Genomic DNA, 22,574 nt, shown 5'->3' on the forward strand with positions numbered 1-22,574 from the left:
TAGTTGAAGCAGATATATGGTTTATCGACATAGAATAGAAGATATATTGTAAAAATAAATAAACCAAACCCAGGGTAGCACCCTAGGTTTGGTTTATTTAAATATACTCAACCTCTCCCAACATCTGGTTAATAACACTACCCTTCATCCATAAATACTGCGAATACATACGTATACCGTTTAGTTCAAGCGGCTTCTTAGTTGAATCAGTACCAGAACCACGTACAAAAAATGTATGGTCTTTTGATTTAGGGAAGTTAAGTGATGTTTTCACTGTGTTTGTTGACTTATTAATAAGAGGTTTATTGAATTTATCCATTTCAATAGTTTCAACTAATTTGTAGTTATTAACTAAATCACGTATTTTTTCCCGAACAGGCTTCACTTCATTCTCCAAAATATCCTCAGTAAATACTAGGCGTTTAAAGCCAATAAATTTATTATTAAGTAGTTGGGATTTTGCAGAAGGCTCTTCGAAAATGATACATAGGAATTGCTGACCACTAAAGTAGTTATATATGAATGAGTCTTCAAACGATGTATCTATGTCCGTCCATTCAGCAAAATCAATTTTAAATAGCTTCGTATCTTCTGTACGAGCACCAGTAGTCGTTTGGACAATCGTTTTAGGAACGAGACCCACTTTACTAAATAGCTCAATTTTACTTAATTTCTTAGCTGTACCACCAAACATTTTTATAATAATTTGTTCTGAGATACCTTTTGGCACATCTTTACCCGTACTTAGATCGAAATCAATATCTAATTCGAGGATTAGCTCGCGAACAGTTTTATTTTTATATTTAGCAGTAAGTTTATGTAATTCTGCATCTAGTTCCTTAAAGCTTGAATACGTTTCATCTAATTCTTCAAATTGGGCTCCGAAATGCTTTTGAACCAATGTTGAAACAGCAGCACGCTTCAAACGAAACCGAGGTGCATTTGGCCATTTAGGAGCAGTATCGATTAACATGAGCTGTTTACGCAATTCCGATGAAAGGCGAGGATATTCAGCTTTTGGATTTTCATAAGTTTCCTGTAAATGATGAATAAAATCACGTACTATGAGCCAATCATTCTTCAAAATTTCACGCTCTTCATCTGAAAACTCATGAAAGTGATAGCCTTTTATAAAGAAGTTTGCATAATCAGCAGCCTTCACTGTTACGGGTGAATCATAATGGTAATAAACAAGTAGCATGTGTTCTAATTTTCGCCAAAAACTAGAGGTGTCAAATTCCTCGCTTGTAATTTTATCTGGTGAAACTGCAGTAATTGACATTGGCTCCTTTGCTTCATAAATAAATTCGCCTTGCTTTTTAGGGTTTCGAATACCAGTTGTTTTTAATTCTGTAGGTATTCCATCAACTAATAAATCCGGATTTTTATCCGAATCTGCTTGATAGCCTAGAATGGATTGTTCTACAACATCGCCAGCAATGCCAGTAATTTTAGGGTGAGTAATTGTGCGATTAAAGACATTTTTAATATCTACGTCCCCAAGCGTTTTATTTAATACATTTTTAAAAATGGTTTCTAATTCATTCCTCTTAAATTCATGCAATGCCATCGTCAAAACTCCCTTTTATAAACACTAATTTTAGAATACGGTAAATTCTGTATTTAATCACGTAAATATGTCCAAAACATAATTGTTGATCTTTCAATCTTGTTCGTTTATAATAAAATTAAGATAGAAAGGATGTTCGTATTTATGAATAAAAACCTAAATGTTGTGGAACTATTCGCTGGTGTTGGTGGTTTTCGCCTAGGGTTAGAGAAGGCTGACAAAGAATTTTTTCAAACAGTATGGGCCAATCAATGGGAACCTTCAAAAAAGGCCCAAGATGCGTATGAATGTTATAAAAGTCACTTTCCTCAAGGTGAAGTGAGCAATGAAGATATTACAACAGTGGCTGACAGCAAATTCAGTTCACTACATATAGATATGTTAGTTGGCGGTTTTCCTTGTCAAGACTATAGTGTAAGTCGCTCTTTAAATAATGAGCAGGGTATAAACGGCAAAAAAGGTGTTCTTTTTTGGGAAATTAAACGCGTTCTTGAAAGCAGTCACCCAAAATATGTGTTATTGGAAAATGTCGATCGCTTAATTAAATCTCCATCAAAACAGCGTGGACGAGACTTTGCAATTATGTTGGCAGTATTCCGCGACTTGGATTATATTGTTGAGTGGCGCGTAATTAATGCCAGTGATTACGGATACGCACAGCGTAGACGTCGCGTTTTTATCTTTGCCTATAAAAAGAACTTAAGCTTTGCTAAAGAGCAAATGAAATTAGATAAAGAGAAAATCTTATTTAAAGAAGGCTTTTTTGCACGTACGTTCCCAGTAACAAGTGAACCTTATAAAAACCGTCGTGCATCGGTTGAATTACCAAAGGATATCGTTGAAATATCCGATAATTTCGCGTTTGGATTCCATACGGCCGGCATTATGATTGATGGCAAGGTTCATACAGTTCAGCCAGAACCAATTATAAATCCTGCAACACCATTAAAGGATATTTTACTCTCGGAAGATGAGATTGATGAAGAATATTATCTAAATGAATCAGCCATTGAAAAGTTTGGTTATTTACGTGGACCAAAAAAGATTGAACGAACTTCTGCTGATGGTCATCAATATATTTATTCCGAAGGTGGTATGTCACCAACTGATAATTTAGAGTTACCTGGTCGTACGATGTTGACAAGTGAAGGTACTGTTAACCGTAGTACTCATATCGTAGAAGTAAACGGACGTAAGCGCTTTTTAACACCGATAGAATGTGAACGTCTAAATGGATTCGATGACAATTGGACGGAAGGCATGCCAAAACGTATGCGTTACTTCTGTATGGGGAATGCTCTGGTCGTTGATTTAATAAAGGACATGGGTGAAACTATAAAAAATATTGATTTACAGGAGCAGGAAAATGTTACACAAATAACATTAGGGATTTAATACACAGGGTTTACTCTGTGTATTTCTATTTATAGGTGGGATTAAAATGAAGTTTTATGTGATTTCGTTTGATACTGATGCTTTTAAATTGAAAGCTGAGGTAACTAAAATAGATTCAACATTAGGTGATATCTATGATGAATTGAGTTCTTTAATAGAAAGCGATTCATTAGAGTTTGTCGATTATAATAATGAAATTGTAATTATTATTGACGAACAGGGGAAATGCAAGAAAGGCAATCCTATGTTTAGAATAGTAACAGAAGACGGTATTACGTTAGATTTAGCAGGTAAGATACTGTTTGCAAGAAATATAGAAAATGATTTCAGCACAGATATCGGTAGTATTAAACACGAGGATATTTTCAATTTACGCCTAAACTTAGATATCAAGTTAATAGGAATGATTACAGGGGGATTATAAATGTTCTGTCCAAAATGTAATGGAATTCAGGATATAATAAAAGTGCATGAAGCAAAAGATTTAGCAACACCAAGATTATGTGATGTTCAATGTTTAGAATGTGGTTATGTAGTTTATTATCAACCGTATGATTTTGGGTCAACAATTAGTCTAGTTCCAAATAATAAGGAATTAAAGCAGTAGCAGTGAAAACATAGATTTTATTTAAGAATTAAAACGTACATTTCTTTTTTAAGAAAATTTTTTAGCCTGAAATCATTGATATAAATGGAATTAACGGTCCTAATAAAAAATCAAGCCCTTGTTAGAAAAAAGATTCTAAGGCAATATATATATACAGCATATAGTAGATTTAACTTTAAATAATACCGTATATTGTATTCGCTTTACACTCGTTCAAAAAAGGAGGTGAGTAAAGTGAAGAAGAAAGAACCATTAAAAAAGATTTATCTTGAAAAACGTAATTGGTTATCGTTTAAGAATATCCTAGTGTTGATTGAGCATGTATTAATACGCCCATTCGCAATTGGATTAGCACATTATTTACGATAAACAGCAAAAAGCAGCTGGTCGCACCCAGCTGCTTTTTTGTGTAAAAACCATTAAAAAAGATTTATAAGCTAATTTTAGCTTATTAAAAAAAGATGTCAACAATACCGAAGTAGTGGCTAAATATCAAAGTGCTTGATATATCAATGATTAGAGGTATTAGAAAGCCTAATTAAAATTTTTTGACAGTAGAGAATTAAAATACTTTCATTAGAATAAGTTGTAGATTAGTCTACAAATCTACAAGTAGACTCATCTATATGTATACAGGTATACATATCAATCTTCCTAATTCTTTAAAACCCTGTTCACTAAATTAAAGCTTTCTAAAAAAAAGAACTTACTTCTTTATTCTCAAAATCCTTGATATAATCTACTTATCTACATGTCTACAAATCTACATTCAACTAAAAGTACGTTTTTAAAATAAGGGAGGTAACAGAAATGGAAAAAAGAGAAGAAGCAATCATAGTAACGTTCGGCAATTTCAAGGGAGGTACTGGGAAGACAACCAATAGTACGATGATAGCCTACGCATTATCAGAAATGGGTTATAAGGTGCTTTTGTGTGACCAGGATCCACAAGCAAATGCGACGACATTGTTCTTAAAAACAAAAGCTTCAGTAACCGATGAAATCGTAACATTTAATAAAACATTGATGGCTGCGATTCAAGAGGAAGATTTGGGGCAGATTGTAACAGAGGTTAAAGAAAATTTGTATCTTTTACCGAGCTTTAGCGATTTTGCTTTGTATCCACGTTATCTTGAAAAGAAATTCCCGTCAGATACAAGCTCACGGGTTAAATATTTCGCTTCGTTAATTGAGCCATTAAAAAAGGATTATGATTTCATATTTATTGACGTACCACCAACGATTTCTGTTATTACGGATGCAGCACTGTATGCTTCGGATTTTGTCGTTGTCGTACTCCAAACACAAGAAAGAAGCTTGCAGGGTGCCGAAGTATTTACGGGTTACTTACAATCATTAATTGATGAATACGGAGCGAACCTAGATATTATCGGGATTTTACCGGTTCTTCTTAAAAATGGAGCAGCAGTCGATTTAGCAACATTGGAAAACGCCCGTGAAATTTTTGGTCCTGAAAATTTATTTGAGAACGTAGTAAACAATATGGAACGATTAAAACGTTTTGATATAACGGGAATTACGAATGATGATATGCATGATCGCAAAGTGCATAAAAGTTATGGAATTATCGCTGGGGAATTTATACAGCGTCTGGAGTCTGAGTTATCGGAGGTGACTGGTGTTGAGCAACTTACTCAATAACAAAAAGAAAAAATTATTAGATCGTGGGCCTAAAATTTCCCCTGCCCAAGAGTTTACTCTTAGCGATGTGGGGACAAACGAAACGAATGTAAGTTCGGTTGAACCAGAACCATTAAAAGTAATAAAGGAAGAAAAACCGAAAAAGGCAAAACAAAGCACGACAACGGTCCGTGTAGAAAAACTAACTCGAAGTAAACTTAATGCCCTCGTTCAAATGGGCAAGGCAGAAACGGTAGATGTCTTAGTAGATATTTTGATTGATGAGTACGTTAATCATCAGCTCCTAAAAGATGAAAAGAAAACATATGATATCCTTTTAAATATTCTTCGTAAAAAAGAGGAATCATAATTTCCAAAACCACTTACTTAAACTTCAAAAGTAAGTGGTTTTTTAATTCGTCAAAAAAAAATTTTACAACCGAAAAGTCTACTGGTCTACTCATATACAAGTAGATAGGTATACCCGTAGACTTGTCTACAAATCTATCAGTCTACATCTTATGCAAGAACCTTGTTAAATCAACACTTAAACCGGTTAAGGAAGTCTACAAATCTACTTATCTACAAATAGACGGGTATACGGATATACTAGTCTACATGTAGATAGGTATACCAGTCTACATTCATTCAAAAACGCCGAAAAACCCTATTGCATCTAGGTTTTCCCAAAGTTATAATTCAAATAACAGAACATAAAGACAAAATAAAAAAGCCATTCCCCAATGTCTTTGGCCGGACAAGGAATGACTTTCACACGATTAACAACTAAATAAGTAAGTGTTCGCAAATAACTAACCTATCGTCATTAATCTACAACAAAATAAAGTAGCGTCATCAATAGATCGCTTATCTTGTTGCTATAATATAATTGTGTGCTGGTAACACACAATTAAGTAATTCAATATTATGTTGATTATAGCAAATTTAGACCTGATTTTCAATATTGTTATATTGAAAAGTGGTTTTGTGTATTCTTTTTTAGGCTGCCTTTTTAAGGATGGCTATGGAGCCCACCTATTTGAAAGGAAAGCGATAGATCAGAGCTATTATGTTATTAGTATAAGAGAGAAAATATAACTAGCATTGATTATGCTAGTTACATTAGCTCTCAACTATAAGCATCAACTTTATTACCTTTTTAGAGGTTTATCAACGAATTTTAGCTATTTGCGTTCACTCACCTAATTATTCAAGGGAGAGGTCTGCACAAATGGCTATTTTTTCGTATGCAACTAAACAAGATACACTAGCAAAAATCATTGAAACAATCATGCACGAAGGTCTGCTAACTTACCATCCAAAATCTTCTGATGCACCCCTAGATTTGCAGTACAGGGCAAAACAGCTGGACAAGCTCCACAAAAAGGGGGCTGTTTTTGCTGTGCGCGATAAAAGCCATTTTGAGAATGGTGTAAAAGGTTACATCATCACATCAAAAGAAACACTCATTAAACAGGCAAATCAAATTTCACATTTCACCCCAAACGTATATCGCCGCTATTACTATGCCGATGACAAACGCCAAACAATTAAGGGTTTTGAAGAAGAAAGCCTGCAACAAATCAATGTATTTGTAGTCGATATTGATACAAAGGAATACAGCGTAAACGATATACAATTGGCTTGCATTGATGAAAGTATTGGCGCACCTACCCTCATATTAGAAACAGAGAGGGGTTACCAGGTGTATTTTGTTCTGATAAAGCCGATTTTTATATCAAATAAAAACCAGTTTCGTAGCCTGAGAGTAGCCAAACGCATTGCAGAAAATTTAAAACGCAGTTTAGCGAGTGTCGAAGCAGATATGTACTGTAATGACTTCGGTTTTTTCCGTATACCAAATAACAGTAATGTGAAATGGTTTAACGAATATGCAATTTATGATCCGGCTGCGTTAATCGCATGGTCCCAGCGTAAAGATGCAGACAGAGGACGCCAGCTTTATGTAGTACCGCAAAAAACAGCTAGTCCTTCATTATTGAACACAGATTGGTTTCACCAGCTGCTCCAAACAACAGATGTAAAGGGGGAAAAAGGCCAAATCGGGCGTAACAACTATTTGTTTACGCTTGCTTTAGTGTGCTATCAAGACGCGCGTGACCAAAGCTATGCATTTGATTTACTGGATCAGTTTAACTCACGCTTACGCACACCACTGCCAGCAAAAGATTTAAATACAATCGTTGAATCAGCGTATTCCGGACGTTACCACGGACCGAAAAAGGAATATGTTGAACAACTTATCGAATTATACGCACCACAGCACACAGATATTAAAGTATCTTTTGGTCAAACTACTTGGTACAAGCATAAAAAGGCGCGCAAAGACCGTGAACGCAGCCATTTAGAAGAATGGGAAGCAGACATCACGGTATGGATAACGGCAAAAAAACAAGTTTCTGAGCCGTTTATTTGGCGTACCCAAAAAGAGCTCTGCAATGAAATCGGCATATCAAACAGTTCTTTAAACAAGTTGCTGAAGCAGTCTAAAAAGCTATTGAAAACAACTACCGGCAAAGGCCGTAATGCAAAAACAGGTTGGACAACAGTTGATTTATACATGGCATACATCATTTGGTTGAAAAACGATTTTGGCTCACGTTTTGCCTATGGAATCCGCGCGATTGTTGAAGAACAAATTGATATTATGGACCATGTCGCTGGATATGAAGTGCTCATAGAGAAGCTTAGAAAGCTTTATTTTGAACAGATAATTAATGAACAACTGACCATGAGCGAATCATTAACGGGTACAGGTTAATTAAATACTCCACTCTGCCTATACATATTTCTAATTTCCTGTTTTTTAATTTATCCTATAGAAATATATATCTACCTTATTTACATGGTATTTCTGAGTTAGTAGTATTGTTCTTTTGATAGGGAACAAAGCCTAGAGCGGGAGACGTTCTACAGACCAGCTTGCTGAGCGAGGATTTTATAACATGGCTAATGGGTTTTCTAAAGGCTTTGGTTATACATTGTGAAATGGATGTATTATTTAACAGGGTAGTTATTATATTTGGAATATGAAATTTAAATGGATTTTTATAAAGATTGAATTGTTTATTTAAGAACGTGTTTAAAAGAAGTTTCTTTATACACTATTTGAATTTTAGGAAGAGGTTAGTATTCAATATTTTAATTATTTAGGGATATGAATAGGTTTGGTTAGTTTGTTTTATTTTTATATCTAAAGGTGAATAGTTAAACAAAATTAGAGTATTATCTTAAATTTATAAAGTGTTTCATTTTATGAATGAAAGGTGCACGGGTCTGGCAGCGGTGTATCACTTTGTTTTTTCAAGAAAAATCCCATAAACGTTGGTGCTATGTGGTTTCTACCACTTTGGATATTTCTCAAATTTATAAAGTGCTTCATTTTATGTGTAAAAGGTGTACGGGTCTGTTTTACGTGTTTAAAGTGCAAGTATATAACCCATTAAATGGAAATGAAAAAGGTCATGTGGAAGGTAAAGTAGGTTATATTCGTTATAACTTCTTTAGCCTACCTCCGGTCATAGAAGATTTTGAAGATTTAACGAATCAATTAGAACAACAATTAATCAAGGATTGTCAACGAGTTCATTATAAAAAAGAAGTAATGATTGATGAGCTGTGGCAGCGCGAGCAGAAGCAATTAATTAAATTACCAGAAAAACCGTATCCGGTATTTAAGCAGTTTTTAATCATGTTTAATAAATATAATGAATTCAAACTTAATGGGCATTTGATTCATGTGCCAAGAGCAAGGAACTACGTCCAGCTTTCTTGTGTGACCTACTGGGATTCGTATAAAGTCATCACAAATGACGGAGAAATTTTATTATCTGATGCTCGCCCATATATGAGAAAACGTCGTTTTATTCCATGAAAGGAAATCTTAAAAGATTGGTTGAAAAAACCACGTGTTGTCGGCCATTCCCATTACTCAATCTATCTGCCAACGCACATTAAAGAGTATTTAACAGTACCTTCATTTGCGTTAAGAAAACAAAGGATTAATGAATTACTAGCATTTTTACTTACACATGATATGAATGATATTGATCAAAATTTTTATAACTATATTGGCAGTGAGGCTGAAGAAGCTGAACATCCTTACGTTGTTAAGTGGACAGAATATGATGCCTTATCCCCAAAAGGGACGGAGGTGTTGAAACATGAATGAAGATATTTTAACACTCTGTAAGCAATTGAGATTAGCATATGTAGCAGAAGTAATTAAAGAAGTGCTTTTACTGAGCCGGAAGAATATCTGTATCAAGTTTTATTAAAAGAGCAGCTTGGCAGAGAACAAGCAAAAATAGCACGTAACTTGAAACAAGCTCGTTTCATTGATACAAAAACACTAGAAAGCTACCAGTGGCATAAAGATTTGTTTGCCTAGCCATTTAACGAAAGATGAGTTAAATGGCTAGATTTTATTCGAAGTAAAGAGAACGTCATTTTAGTTGGCGCATCTGGAACAGGTAAAACACATTTAGCTTCTGCCTTCGGTAAAGAAGGAGCAGAATTACTGTTTCAAATTATTTCAGAATTCTATGAACAAAAGAGCTTAATTATCACTTCTAATTTAGAATTTAGTTAGCCATCTACTTCAATCATCATTTTTATCACGACCAGTTGCTAGCCAGTCCGTCAGCTTAAAATTTACGCTTCACGCACATAGATTTCTTCCATCGTATCATAGCCAGTACCATCAAGAAAATGCAGTCGTTCAATCTGTAGTCGTTCACACACCGTATATAAAAACCAAAGCCACTGCTCGTCATTTTCCTTTATCGCCTGCTTACAACCCGCCTCAATAAATAGCACAACGACTTCCTTTTCAAGCTTTTTAAAATAATCAACCGCTTCATTCGCCCCCGGCCAATTCATATCTTGAAACAATTCCACCATTTTTGGAAAGGCTGCAATATTATACGGATAGCCAATTGCTGCTACGACCTTCATACAATTTTGCCAGTGTGGTTTGCTCGATAAGGCAAATAGTTGCCCCAAATCGTTTATCGGTGCGTTTTCGATTAAATAGTCGATTGCCTGCTGCTTTGTTTCCTCAGGCAAATGCCAATGTAACTCGTGGACATAATAGTTTAGTTCATCTTTATTCATTTCAAAAGCCCCTCATATTCAGGATGCCCATGCTGCCGACAGCCAAAGAGTTGGCAACCACCGTCTGGATACAGTTCAAAGTCAAATGAAGGTACAAACCCTTGCTCAAGTCGCTCTATTAATGTTTCTAGTTCTTTAAGCTGTACCTGATGTTCAAGTAAGCGTTCAGCTCGGTCGATTTCTGACCAATGCTCGTCAAGCTCTGTTTGCTCTTCGTCCACTATCTCTTCTTTTTTCTTATCAATCGCTTGTTGTACAACTTGCTGGCAAGCGTCCTTATAACCTAATTGCCAAAGCGTGTACGCATAGCGACTGACGATATAGGGCGACACAAAATACTGTTGCCACTCTTTTTCAAACTGCTCACGCGCCTTTGCAAAACAGCCAAGCTCGACATACACATCTGCGATTTCAATGGCACCCGTGTAATCGTCTGCCTCCTCGTTCCAATAATCGAGCAGTACCTTTGCCTTGGCTGTTTGTCCTGCATGCATCCAACTCACCACTTCATTTAGCTGCGTCAAGCCTGAGTCGCCTTCACAACGTGAAAAAGCTTGCGCTGCTTGCTCGTATTCACCTACATAAAAATGCACCAGTGCCATATTGTGCTGTGCGATTTCTGATTCTTTAAATTGAAGAGCCTGCTGTAAATACATTTTTGCTTCCTCAAACTTTTGTAGATGAATCGCAATTTCACCGAGCATCAAATATGGAAAATCTGACTGAGGCTGTAATGGTAGCACTTGCTGCAAAACATTCCACGCACGCTTTCGGTCTTCTTCCTCCCGCAGTTTTTGCTCAATCATCTTTAACTTTCGTTTTTTACCCCGTACCTTTTTCATGTGTATCCCCTTTATTCAAACAGGCTTAAACGTTCACCAGATCCTGCAACGAGTAGTATTTTATCGTCTTCTACGCTCACTTGTAACTGCCAGCTTTCGATTTGTCCATAAGTCTTAGCTTCATGCCTGAAACAAACGCTAGTACTAAATCATTCGGCTCTACCAATTAACTGACGAAATTTTCTGATGGGCAAGGGCAGTTAAATAGAAGAGCTTCATATATTTAACTGCTTAACCAAATATTCCTAATAATAGTCTCTCCGTCAACCTCATACAAAGAAACTTATCATGTAGGAGGGTAATTGAGTTTAACTGCTTCTTCAAGGATTTTTGGCTTTGAACCATCCAATTGTAACTTTGAAATATAGTTTGAGCAAAAACACCTCGTAAACCCTTAATTAACGATAAATAAGAAGAATCCATTTTGAAAAAAGATTGATCAAAACGGATTCTTCTTTAGGAGTTTTAAATTTAGTTTTATAAAAAAGTTTGATCAATTTCTACCTGTGTTACTCCACAAACGCGCCCGATTGTTGAAGTTCCATCTTTAACTAAGATTTTGGAGTTACATAGGAATTTACAGTTAGGAAACGAATAGTCAAACATGTGCTTAGTCTACTTTCAGTTTTTTAATTTGGAAAATTTCTTATCATAGTTGGCTCTTTCAGTTAAATGAGCATTCCATTTCGTTGCCTTATCTGATTCTTTATTTTCTAAAAAACTTTGAATAATAATTTTAAAGTTAGGGCTATAAGGATACTTTTCGTCTTTGCATAAATTTAGAGCCTTTTCAAAATATACATTCGCATTGTTTAAATCATTTAATTTACGATACATTAAACCAATATAAATTAATCCGCTACCCATTTCTAATTTTGATAACGGCTCTTCTATTGCTAATTCCATTATTTTTATTGCCTTTTTTCTAAAACCAAAAATTTCGTAACGATTCGCTTTACTTACGTATTTTTTATATCTGTTCATTGTCACTACTCCTCAACAATACTACCTCTACCTAACCTAAAGGAATTTACTACAATTATAACTCTGTTTACTTATTCAGCTAACCTATTCCGTGCTTTTATACTTACTGGGCATGATTTTTAATTTACATAAAAACTTGTATAGCAATTCTTTAATCGTTATAAATCTGCATCTTTTTTACACTCCCCCAAAAAATGTTGCTCCATAATATGGCCCTTTAATGGAATAACTTTATTATCACTTAACAGGTTCTTAATCCACAAGAAAAGCCGAAATCCCTTTTTTATAGAAATAGGAAATTCCGGTTCATCTTTTTTATAAACGGTTAAACTTTTTTCAAAACGGTACGACTTTTTTATAAACAGTTCTACTTTATTACAAAGCTACACCAATTCCACTTTTCTTACATACCCTATTATACTGTTCTCACCTTGTGCCAGTATTAAATCAGATTCATCAATAATCATCATGTTTCCCATATTTGGTCTATAGGTTTCACCTTTATCCTATTTTACTTACAGTAACAGTGTCATAAATAAGCTCTCCACCAATTGTTGTATCAGATATATCCGATATAAAGTTTATATACGATGTATCATACATAACACATAACACATCACCCCTCAAAAAAAGGCACAAACACAATTCAGTGTTTATCCCTTTTTGTATGTAACATTGTTTATACGTGAATAAATCCTATCAATGGTTTGTAGAAAGAGATTTTTTTATTGACGGCTTTTAATAAGACTGGGTTCTGTTCTTATTAAACTTAATACAGTCATCGCTTCTAACACACGTAAATTTAATTCTTGGGCAGCAATAAAAGCACTATAACCATCAATAATCATATAAGAATTTTTCTTACTATTACTTATCTTTTCCAGTATTACAGGTTTTTCGAAACAGCCATGTTTTTCAAAATACGCAATATTTTTCGCAACTTTTTCAGAACTTGGAGGGGAGGCTTTAAATTCTTCTGATACTGTAATTCTTTTCAAATTAATCGACTCTCGATCAGAAACAACTTTATACCAAGTATTTTTAAGTTTGATGTTTTTTTCTTTTTTTAATCTCCTATTTCCTTTTGTCTTCTTAGGGTAATATTTAACATCTAAAATGTTTCCCATATGGTCAGTTTCCATTGCAAAAATATGTTTAGCTTTATCCCAATTCCAATAGGATCTAGTATTTTCATTATGATGAATTAAAGTAATGCCCAAAGGGATAAATTGTAAATATTGAATCGCTTGATTCATATTCCAACCCGTATACTGACTACAAAACTCCGCAATATTACTTGATACTTTAAAAAATGGTCTTTCTTTTCCTTGTTTGCAATCAGGACATACCATTAATAATGAATCATCATCGTCTGCAACCATACTGACTACACGTTTATCACATCTTTGGTGACACTTTTGGCACTGCCCATCTAGTTCAGTATGTATTTTTGTGATTTCTTCAAATGTCATATTTTAAGCCCCCTATTTACGTTCTTTTAATGGCACTAAACTTACATATATTCAATTTCGTGAATACTCATATTAAGTATTGATAATATAACATCTATATCTACTGATATATCAGATATAGATGTTATATCGTTGTATTAGCGGGCCAAGATTTTAATATTATTTCGATATAAAAGGCTTTTTGCCCTAAATTGCAATTAGGTTTCCCGCCAAAATTTCCACCATGATTTTTTTTTCTCTTCCTCTGCAGCTAATTGTCTTCTTGTTTCCATGGATTCTTTTATGGCCAACATTAACTTTTTATCTCTTTCATCAATACTACTTTCAATATAGTTTTGCTGCTTTTCTAATTGCTCCAACAGTTTCTGGTTAAACTGCATTTGATTATTTTTAAATGTTTCAAACACGTCTAATAGCTTACTGTAATCAGGGTTTGCTATAGGTGCTGTATCTGTTATATCGTCCATGTCAGATTCTAATATGGTTTTCACTGCTTGACTCAATGTTAACGATCCTGAATTTTTAAGCGTTACAATTTCCTTTATTACCTCTACATCTTTTGGATAATATACACGATGCCCTACTGAATTTTTATTAAATTCATAATGATGCTTTTGCATTAACGCACAATATTTTCTCAGCGTACTTTCCTGGACCCCTAGCATTTTACTTACTGTAACAGTGTCATAAATAAGCTCCCCACCAATTGTTGTATCAGATATATCCGATATAAAATTTATATTCGATGTATCAGACATAACTTATCACCCCCTCTAATACATACAATTCGTAAAAACTCACTACATTCCTTTATAAATCGTTCTACAAATTAAGACATAGCAGATATAACTGACATAGCTGCAATAACCAGCACGTAGCCTAGCGAATAAGTGCGTTTTTTTGGATTAATTACTATCCCATCATGTTGCTTTTCTCCTTCTGTAGTGCTATTTTGCATATTTCTTGTAATTTAAGCAAACTCAACTAACAAATAGGATTATCAAAAAGAAAGTGAATATAGTTAATACAGAATATCGGTTAACTTATTCATATATAAGGTATTTTAAGTTAACCATAAGGGGAGAGCTTCTTTATATTCACTTGGGTTATACCTTTAATACGCCAACCTTTTTAAAACGGGTCAATCCTTAGCAACGTTCTGCCTTGCTCTCACCATATCGAGATATCTTAGGTTCTATTTTCATTACTTTTACTTCCCTTCACATTTTTAAAGCAACAAAAAAGCCGACCCAAAATACACCTACTTATTACGTAGAATGTAAATCAGATCGGCGGGGGATTCCCTACGATTTGTATGCTGTTTTTATCCTAAATGATTGTATCATAATTATTATTTTATACAAATAAGGAATTTAATTTCTTGTGGCTTTTCAAGTGGGAAATCATTTGAATGGAGCAGACATTTTTATAAAGATAATTGAGAGTGTACAACTGCTGTTTAGATTCATCAACTAACCCCTTTTAGTAGTCGTCCCAAATATGCTACAAAAATATGCTGTGAATGGCTTACTGCTATACTTCCTACATACCCGGCATCTTAAAGCATGGTTCTATCGTAAAAAACCGTACTTTAAGAGTAATTCGATAATCGGTAAAAACCCTACTTTAAGAAGCAATCATTTTTTTACCTATTTGCTCACGTGATTCTACTTTTTTAAACCTTAATTCCCTTGCTTTATAATTCCAATAAGTCTACATGTAAATTATTGCTTTTGTATTATCATATTCGGTTGTTGTATTAATTCTTTTAGACACGCATATAGGAATGTTTCTTAAATTTATAAAGTGTTTCACTTTATATGTAAAAGGTGTAGGGAGCTGGCAGGAGTGTTTCACTTTATGCGTAAAAGGTGCACGGGTCTGGCAGCGGTGTTTCACTTTGTTTTTTTAAGAAAAGTCTCATAAACGTTGGTGCTATGCGGTTTCCACCGCTTTGGAATATTTCTTGAATTTATAAAGTGTTTCATTTTATATATAAAAGGTGTAGGGAGCTGGCAGGAGTGTTTCATTTTATGCGTAAAAGGTGCACGGGTCTGGCAGCGGTGTTTTACTTTGTTTTTTTTAAGAAAAGTCTCATAAACGTTGGTGCTATGCGGTTTCCACCGCTTTGGAATATTTCTTAAATTTATAAAGTGTTTCATTTTATATATAAAAGGTGTAGGGAGCTGGCAGGAGTGTTTCATTTTATGCGTAAAAGGTGCACGGGTCTGGCAGCGGTGTTTCACTTTGTTTTTTTTAAGAAAAGTCTCATAAACGTTGGTGCTATGCGGTTTCTACCGCTTTGGAATATTTCTTAAATTTATAAAGTGTTTCACTTTATATATAAAAGGTGTAGGGAGCTGGCAGGAGTGTTTCATTTTATGCGTAAAAGGTGCACGGGTCTTGCAGCGGTGTTTCACTTTGTTTTTTTTAAGAAAAGTCTCATAAATGTTGGTTCTATGCGGTTTCTACCGCTTTGGAATATTTCTTAAATTTATAAAGTGTTTCACTTTATATATAAAAGGTGTAGGGAGTTGGCAGGAGTGTTTCATTTTCTATTACTAACTACATCCAAACTTATTGAATTGATGGACAAAATCTATAATTGAAATATTTGAAAACCATTTTTAATAAGAAGTTTACGTGTCCTTCAAACTAATGGTCCAATTATGGATGAAGGAACACATTTTCACTTTCACTTAATCCCAAGATATAGTGACGATAATTTTTGGGATAATCAAATAGTAAAGGAGCATAAACTCTCGCTTCAAGAACTCAAATTGCAATTAAATGCTTTATCACTAATATAAATATTTCGTTTAACGTCCCCAAATGAAACTTTGGTAACCAACCGCATCATTCAATTGGATAAGGAGTATTGTGCTGCTTGTGACTAAAGAATGCGTTAAGGATTTTTATTCAGATTCAACTGTTAATTTACTCCAAATAGAACCCATTTTTTACTTCGTATTCGGTTTGAATAAATAGTGTGTAATTCGGAATTTTGATTAAATGAAGGCGTAGGTCTAACTATTCCTTCAAATAAATCTGTCAAACCATAAAGAGCCAATATTTCTATGTGATTGTTATTTAAACGTATATAAACGTTTCCAAATCAAGTTTGGGGTCAACAGAAAAATCGGTAAACTTTGTTGTAGCGACGTTTACTGATTTTTTATTGGAACACGTATCCCCTCGCTCATATCCCATTTTCTTTGCAATGACTGCTGCAATTAAACCTGTGCGGAATCAATATGTTTCTTACTTTTGTCAGATCTACTCTTCCGCCAGCTTCCCAATTTTCTTACAAGATTACATGCTTTGGGCGGTAACGGTTTTAAAACGGTTAGGGGATTTTATACATTAAACATACAAAACCGGCGGTTGTGATGTAAATGATTTAAGAATTAGTTAAGTAACAGGTAAGAGGCTTTAATATGCAGCAATGGCCTCCAATACGTTAAATTTGGAGTCCCGCTAGAAAAATGCGAATTTACAACATGAAGGGATTTTTCTGACGGGACCCCATTTAGTGCAGTTTCTAATCTCATCTGTAAGCATCTTTGGAGGTTCTTGATACTCCTTAAACAAACTGTTTTAGAGAGTTAGAAAATCCGATTGTAGGAGACGTGGTAAGCTACCATATTGTTACACCAATCGAATTGGATAATGAACGAGGCAGTATTAATAGTCGTGTATTAATTAGGTTCATTCTTCGATTTTCATAAAAGACCATGCTGTAAAATATAGCGTAATTATTTGAAGCTCTTGCTATGCTTCACAAGCGATAGTTCTCCTTCCGTAAAGTGTAACTAAGCAACTTGTTATTTTGCTCATATAGGGGTAAAACAACCCGCTCCATATTCTCCGCTTCAGCAAGTTCCCTCCATTCTTCTTCACTTGTTGCAAAAATTTGTAAATCATCAGACGCAACCAAGTCGTTTAATACATCTGTTTTCCTTGAATGGAAAGTAGCATAGAGCAGCAATAAATTAATGTGTAAATTGTTGGACTCACTTTCGTTGATAGCTGTTAGGCGCTGAATCGTTTTTAAATATCGTTGCTGGCTTCGAATATCCCCATTATTCATATACAGAACAAAGTAATGTTTCTCTTTCTTCCCAACTTGCTTTAGCTTAATAACAGTATCCGGGGAAAAAGCTGTCAGTTTCGTTTGTGGTAATAGTTCCTGTTCAGTTAAAACCGTTACTTTATAATTAAGCGGCATTAAAGCACTTTCTAAATTGAAGATCCACTGGTTCATAAGAGCATTTAAACCATATTCACTTAAATGTTCTGAAAACGTTATTGTTCGATTTACAAATTCCTCGATAGCACTATAGCGAATGGTGAAAATATTTAAATTGCTGCCCCACTTTTCGAAGCTAGGAATACAGTTCTTTAAATGTTTTATCCGGTGCGATTTGCTACTGCGGTTTTCATCGGTTAAGAAATCAGCATCAATTGGTAAAAAGATAACGTGTACCTGTAATTCACTGTTGTATTTTTTCACATAATCGCTGGAGAGCATTTTCTTATAACGGAAATACTTGCTCGCAATTACATCTCGTAATTGCCTTCCTCCGTCCACTTCAAAAACAAGTAGTTTATTTAGGTCAGGTAACTCTAACAATAGGTCTGGGAAAATTTGGTCCGCCTCATCGGTATAGTTTTTAAAAAGTGGATGTGTCGTACCTTTACTGATAACGAAATCATCTTTACCCAATTTACTATTTAACTGTAAGTCGAGCCGAGTTCCTAATGCAGCGATGGCTATACTGTGGATGGATGGTGGTTTAAATCGCATGTTTTTCTCTAATACCACTGTGTAATAAGCAAGTTCATCATCAGTTAATCGGTTTAGCGAATATAGAATTTCAAGTGTACGTTTAGTAAATGTGTAGAAAATACGTTTATACAAAAGGTTGTGCCCTTTATATTCACTTGCTTCATTTGATTTTAATACACCTGCGTCTTTAATTTTAGCCAACCTTTTTGTAGCATTCTGCCTAGTCCTTACATTATCTTCATTTGAAAAGCCGTTCTTATCTCGTATCACGACAAAGTAATCGATCAATTCAACTGCTCTCAAATAGGTGTACTTTACTACCTGTTCCAATAAATCTAATTCAAATTCATGTAACAGCAGTTTGTTATAACCATTTGCTTTAGGGACTGTATAAATGGTTGTGCCATATTGAGATAATCTAGGTTTTAATTTCATTACGTTTACTTCCTTTCACATTTTAGAACACAAAAAAGCCGACCTAAAATACACCTACTTATTGCGTAGAATGTAAATCAGATCGGCGGGGGATTCCCTACGATTTGTATGCTGTTTTTTTCCTACATGATTGTATCACAATTATTACTTTATACAAATAAGGAGTTTAATTTATTATGGATTTTCAGGTGGGAAGTCGTATGAATGGAGCAGACACTTTTATGATGATTGGGAATGTGCAGCTACTGTTTGGACTCATCAGTTTACCCCTTTTAGTAGTCGTCCAAAATATACTTTAAAACTATGCTGTGACAGGCTTACTGCTATACTTCCTACATCCCCTTCATCTTAAAGCATGGTTTTATCGTAAAAAACCGTACTTTAAGAAGTAATTCGATAATCGGTAAAAACCATACTTTAAGAAGCAATGATTTTTTTACTTATTTACTCACGTAATTCTACTTTTCTAACTCTTCATTTCCTTGCTTATAATTTTAATAAATCTACATGTAAATTATCGCTTTTGTATTATCATATTCGGTTATTGTATTGATTTGTTTAGACGCATATATGTTATTTAATTTATTGAGTTTAAGTAATGTTTAAGGGGATTTTAGCGTAGTGGAGGGGCATTGCATACAGAGCATTTAAAGAAGATTTAGTTCTCCATAAGCAGATAGAATTATTGCTGTTATACATTATAATTTGAAGCTGTATTATTCATCATTCGTAGGGATTCAATTAATAACGGTAGTTTAAACCCTAGGTTATCTAATAAATGTACCACCAATTCAACATGTCTCTTACAACTCTAATTAGACTATTTTATCCGGATAGTAACGGCAGGAAATGCAATCATTTCAATGCTATATGTAGGGCATATAGCTCGCTATCGCGAAGTTTATTGAATTGGTTACAACACATGCACCATAAATTGTTTAACGAGATTTACTACCTAATCTAAATTTAATATTCGCAATTGAAAACCTTCTTTTATCAGGTGTACAAATGATAAAGCTTTAGTATTAATAAAACTGTAAAACTCTAATAAGCGTTGTTAAATCAACATTTATCGTGTGTACATCGTATGTACATGCGTAACAATTAATTTTATAAAATTAACTTTATCATGTGTACACATGACAAAACTTTAGTGGTTAATGAACGATAAAATTCTAATAAACGTTGATAAATCAACATTTATTGTGTGTACATCAAGTGTACAATCGATGTACACATGAAAAGCCTCGCATGTATATATAAGCTAAGGGGGAAGTACAATCTGTGCAGATTTAGGCCTATTTGGAATATTTTCAAGGGGAAAAACAGCAGCAATAACACGGAAACAAATTTATTTCGGGTTATGGGATTATGACCGATGACTTAGCCACCGATAACTAAATCTAGGGCGCCGTTAAATATTTTCTCGACACTATTTAATCTTAGTATTTAAGGTGTCAATGAAATTATAACGATTAAAAACCGCCCCTTGGAAGTACAAGGTATTTTGATGTTCTTGTGTATTTTCTAGCCCTTGATTCGTAACTGGGGATTGCTTATTCCTCTAGTACCATAAAATTCGTAAAAACTCACTAAACTCCTTTTTAAATCATTCTCATTCTACAAATTAATGTATATCAGACATATCTGGTATAACTGATGCAACTGATATAACCAGCACGTAGTTAAGCGAATAAGTGCGTATTGTTGAATTAAAGGCATGAGCCCGATACAATATCGAACCCATGGTAACCGAACAAACTAAGGGAATTTCTCAAGTTAAAAGTTACATGATTATTTTTTATGTTTACTCTTGATACTTAAAGATCGGTTAACCAACGGTTAAACTATTTAAGGAGTAAAGGTTTGTATTTTTATTCGTATATACATATGTAATTACAATCTAAATAAATTGATGAGTGGTTATTAAGATTGTTATATCAATGTTTTAAAAAAGTTTATAGAAAGTTTATAGAAATAATATACATTAAACATGCAAAATACAGGTTTTAAGGTTTTGAATTAAAAATTGGTTGAAATTCAAGTTGCTCCCGCCCGGAATATAACTCTTTATATTTCATTTAAAACGAGAACGTTCGATTAAAAAAACCCCACTCTCTATAATTATAATTAATAATTGAATTACTTGTATAATTTAAATTATAAATGAAGGAACAAAGTAAATATATAAATAATGAATAAACATGCAATTGATTTGTATGACCTTTCAGTTAAGAAACAACTTTATACGTTGATATATCAGTGATTTAAAAATAATTAGGTTTTGAATTATGCGATATTTAACTAAATATACGAAACAAGCTTTGCAATAAGTTAAAAAAATTTCAAAAAATTATATATAATTAATACATAAATATACGAATGATTTGTATATTTTTCAGCTTAAGAAACACCTTTATACGTTGATATATCAATGATTTAAAAATAATTTAGTTTAAATTACTCAATATTTTAATTAAATATACAAAAATCTTGAACTCAGAAATGGTAGTGTCCCCTTTAAGTTAGATTTTTAAATATGCAGCAACTTGGCTTGTATGAGTTCGGTATTTTACCGAGCTCATACAAGCCAGTTTTTGTTTAATTCGATTCTCATTGTAATAACGGATGTTCTTCTCCATTTTCTTCTGTAACGCCTCCCTCCTTTAGATTATCAACTTACCTATCTTTTAGGTGTAGCTTCAAAGTTAGGAATGGGTCATAAGGCGACAAACGTTGCTTACCATGTACCGGAAAATTGTCGAGGCAATATGTGTACAATATATGTACATATATTGTACTTATATCGATGACTTTACATATACATATAAGATCATACATTTCTTTGACAACTCTCTTTAAACGTTCAAAAATACTTGTAAACATTGATATGATAAGGTTCTTTATATGTACACATATTAGCGTTAATTTTAGAACATAAAAGTAAACATACGTACATATATGGTACACATATCGATGATTGTATATGTACAACAGATATGATTCTAAATCATTGCTGGCTTCGGATATCCCCAATATTCATATGCAAAACAAAGTAATATTTTTCTTTCTTCCCGACTTGCATCAGCTTAATAACTATATCTGGGGAATAAAATATACGCTTTGTTTGCGATAATAGTTCCTGTTCAGTTAAAACGGTTACTTTAATAGTTAAGTGGCAATAAAGCACTTTCTAAATTAAAGAGCCATTGATTCAAAAGGGTTTTTAAAACATATTCACTTAATTGTTCTGAAAACATTAATGTTAAATTCTGTCTTGCTCTCACTATATCATCAGTTAAAAAGCCGTTTTTTTCTCGAATGACATCAAAGTAATCAACTAATTCGACTGCTCTTAAATAAGTGTACTTCAATATCTGTTCCAGTAAATCTAATTCAAATTCATGTAACAGCATTTTTGTATGAATCCTTGTTTTAAGAACTGTATAAATGGTTGTGCCATATTCAGATAACTAGGGTTTTAATTTCATTACTTTCAATTCCATGCCTTCCTTTTAACACACAAAAAGCTGACCTAAAATACACCTACTTATTGCGTAGAATGTAAATCAGATTGGCGGGGGATTCCCTACGATTTGATATGCTATTTTTATCTAAATGATTGTATTACAACTATTATGCTATACCAATCATGAGTTTTATTGGGGGATTTTTATAAGGAAATCATGTGTAAGGAGCAAAA

19 protein-coding genes and 1 pseudogene are annotated in these 22,574 nt (G+C 33.9%); 10 read left to right on the forward strand and 10 right to left on the reverse strand.

Features of this window, described 5'->3' with window-relative positions; genetic code table 11:
- Window positions 1-97: 97 nt before the first annotated feature.
- The gene (locus M3166_RS18335; protein WP_251691619.1) at window positions 98-1,570 is read right to left on the reverse strand and encodes a MutH/Sau3AI family endonuclease; all 1,473 of its coding nucleotides are present in this window, start codon (window positions 1,568-1,570) and stop codon (window positions 98-100) included.
- Window positions 1,571-1,714: 144 nt separating this feature from the next.
- Between M3166_RS18335 and dcm the strand changes: the two genes are divergently transcribed.
- The 10 genes from dcm (at window position 1,715) to M3166_RS19530 (ending at window position 9,825) form a co-directional block, all read left to right on the forward strand.
- Complete coding sequence (dcm, locus tag M3166_RS18340; RefSeq protein WP_251691621.1) at window positions 1,715-2,965, forward strand: DNA (cytosine-5-)-methyltransferase; 1,251 nt, start codon at window positions 1,715-1,717, stop codon at window positions 2,963-2,965.
- Between the two features lie 46 nt (window positions 2,966-3,011).
- Complete coding sequence (locus M3166_RS18345) at window positions 3,012-3,389, forward strand: hypothetical protein (RefSeq protein ID WP_251691623.1); 378 nt, start codon at window positions 3,012-3,014, stop codon at window positions 3,387-3,389.
- Window positions 3,390-3,572 (forward strand): hypothetical protein, encoded by a 183-nt coding sequence (locus M3166_RS18350; RefSeq protein WP_251691625.1) that lies wholly within the window; start codon window positions 3,390-3,392, stop codon window positions 3,570-3,572. It begins immediately after the preceding gene.
- A gap of 234 nt (window positions 3,573-3,806) precedes the next feature.
- Window positions 3,807-3,941: a hypothetical protein gene (locus tag M3166_RS19430; RefSeq protein WP_285848982.1), complete on the forward strand. Its 135-nt coding sequence runs from the start codon at window positions 3,807-3,809 to the stop codon at window positions 3,939-3,941.
- Window positions 3,942-4,382: 441 nt separating this feature from the next.
- Window positions 4,383-5,234: an AAA family ATPase gene (locus M3166_RS18355; RefSeq protein ID WP_251691627.1), complete on the forward strand. Its 852-nt coding sequence runs from the start codon at window positions 4,383-4,385 to the stop codon at window positions 5,232-5,234.
- Window positions 5,215-5,583: a DUF5388 domain-containing protein gene (locus tag M3166_RS18360; protein ID WP_251691629.1), complete on the forward strand. Its 369-nt coding sequence runs from the start codon at window positions 5,215-5,217 to the stop codon at window positions 5,581-5,583. Before M3166_RS18355 ends, M3166_RS18360 begins: the two co-directional genes overlap by 20 nt.
- A gap of 861 nt (window positions 5,584-6,444) precedes the next feature.
- Window positions 6,445-7,995, forward strand: a complete 1,551-nt coding sequence (locus M3166_RS18365) for a primase C-terminal domain-containing protein (protein ID WP_251691631.1) — start codon at window positions 6,445-6,447, stop codon at window positions 7,993-7,995.
- A gap of 654 nt (window positions 7,996-8,649) precedes the next feature.
- Entirely contained in the window at window positions 8,650-9,108 is a 459-nt protein-coding gene (locus tag M3166_RS18370; protein ID WP_251691633.1) for a hypothetical protein, read from the forward strand.
- A gap of 21 nt (window positions 9,109-9,129) precedes the next feature.
- On the forward strand, window positions 9,130-9,405 hold the full coding sequence (locus tag M3166_RS18375) for a hypothetical protein (protein WP_251691635.1): 276 nt from the start codon (window positions 9,130-9,132) through the stop codon (window positions 9,403-9,405).
- 276 nt (window positions 9,406-9,681) lie between these two features.
- Entirely contained in the window at window positions 9,682-9,825 is a 144-nt protein-coding gene (locus M3166_RS19530; protein ID WP_353056590.1) for an ATP-binding protein, read from the forward strand.
- A gap of 62 nt (window positions 9,826-9,887) precedes the next feature.
- Here M3166_RS19530 and M3166_RS18385 read toward each other — a convergent pair whose 3' ends face one another.
- From M3166_RS18385 to M3166_RS18415, 9 genes and pseudogenes are all read right to left on the reverse strand, one after another.
- Window positions 9,888-10,349 (reverse strand): hypothetical protein, encoded by a 462-nt coding sequence (locus M3166_RS18385; protein WP_251691637.1) that lies wholly within the window; start codon window positions 10,347-10,349, stop codon window positions 9,888-9,890.
- A complete protein-coding gene (locus tag M3166_RS18390; protein ID WP_251691639.1) occupies window positions 10,346-11,191 on the reverse strand; it encodes a tetratricopeptide repeat protein in 846 nt (281 codons plus the stop codon). The genes M3166_RS18385 and M3166_RS18390 overlap by 4 nt, the downstream gene beginning before the upstream one ends.
- A gap of 621 nt (window positions 11,192-11,812) precedes the next feature.
- Window positions 11,813-12,175: a hypothetical protein gene (locus M3166_RS18395; RefSeq protein WP_251691641.1), complete on the reverse strand. Its 363-nt coding sequence runs from the start codon at window positions 12,173-12,175 to the stop codon at window positions 11,813-11,815.
- A gap of 725 nt (window positions 12,176-12,900) precedes the next feature.
- Window positions 12,901-13,647, reverse strand: coding sequence for a hypothetical protein (locus M3166_RS18400; protein WP_251691643.1), 747 nt, complete (start codon window positions 13,645-13,647; stop codon window positions 12,901-12,903).
- A gap of 197 nt (window positions 13,648-13,844) precedes the next feature.
- Window positions 13,845-14,405, reverse strand: a complete 561-nt coding sequence (locus tag M3166_RS18405; protein ID WP_251691645.1) for a DUF3967 domain-containing protein — start codon at window positions 14,403-14,405, stop codon at window positions 13,845-13,847.
- A 2,174-nt stretch (window positions 14,406-16,579) separates the two neighbouring features.
- Complete coding sequence (locus tag M3166_RS19535; RefSeq protein WP_353056589.1) at window positions 16,580-16,717, reverse strand: nucleotidyltransferase family protein; 138 nt, start codon at window positions 16,715-16,717, stop codon at window positions 16,580-16,582.
- Between the two features lie 708 nt (window positions 16,718-17,425).
- Window positions 17,426-18,871 (reverse strand): hypothetical protein, encoded by a 1,446-nt coding sequence (locus tag M3166_RS18410; protein WP_251691647.1) that lies wholly within the window; start codon window positions 18,869-18,871, stop codon window positions 17,426-17,428.
- Between the two features lie 2,525 nt (window positions 18,872-21,396).
- A pseudogene (locus tag M3166_RS19540) lies at window positions 21,397-21,522 on the reverse strand (IS3 family transposase); the annotation flags it as partial.
- 513 nt (window positions 21,523-22,035) lie between these two features.
- The gene (locus M3166_RS18415; RefSeq protein ID WP_251691649.1) at window positions 22,036-22,287 is read right to left on the reverse strand and encodes a hypothetical protein; all 252 of its coding nucleotides are present in this window, start codon (window positions 22,285-22,287) and stop codon (window positions 22,036-22,038) included.
- Between the last annotated feature and the right edge of the window lie 287 nt (window positions 22,288-22,574).

It is taken from the genome of Solibacillus isronensis (genome assembly GCF_023715405.1).
GTDB classification, from domain to species: domain Bacteria; phylum Bacillota; class Bacilli; order Bacillales_A; family Planococcaceae; genus Solibacillus; species Solibacillus isronensis_B.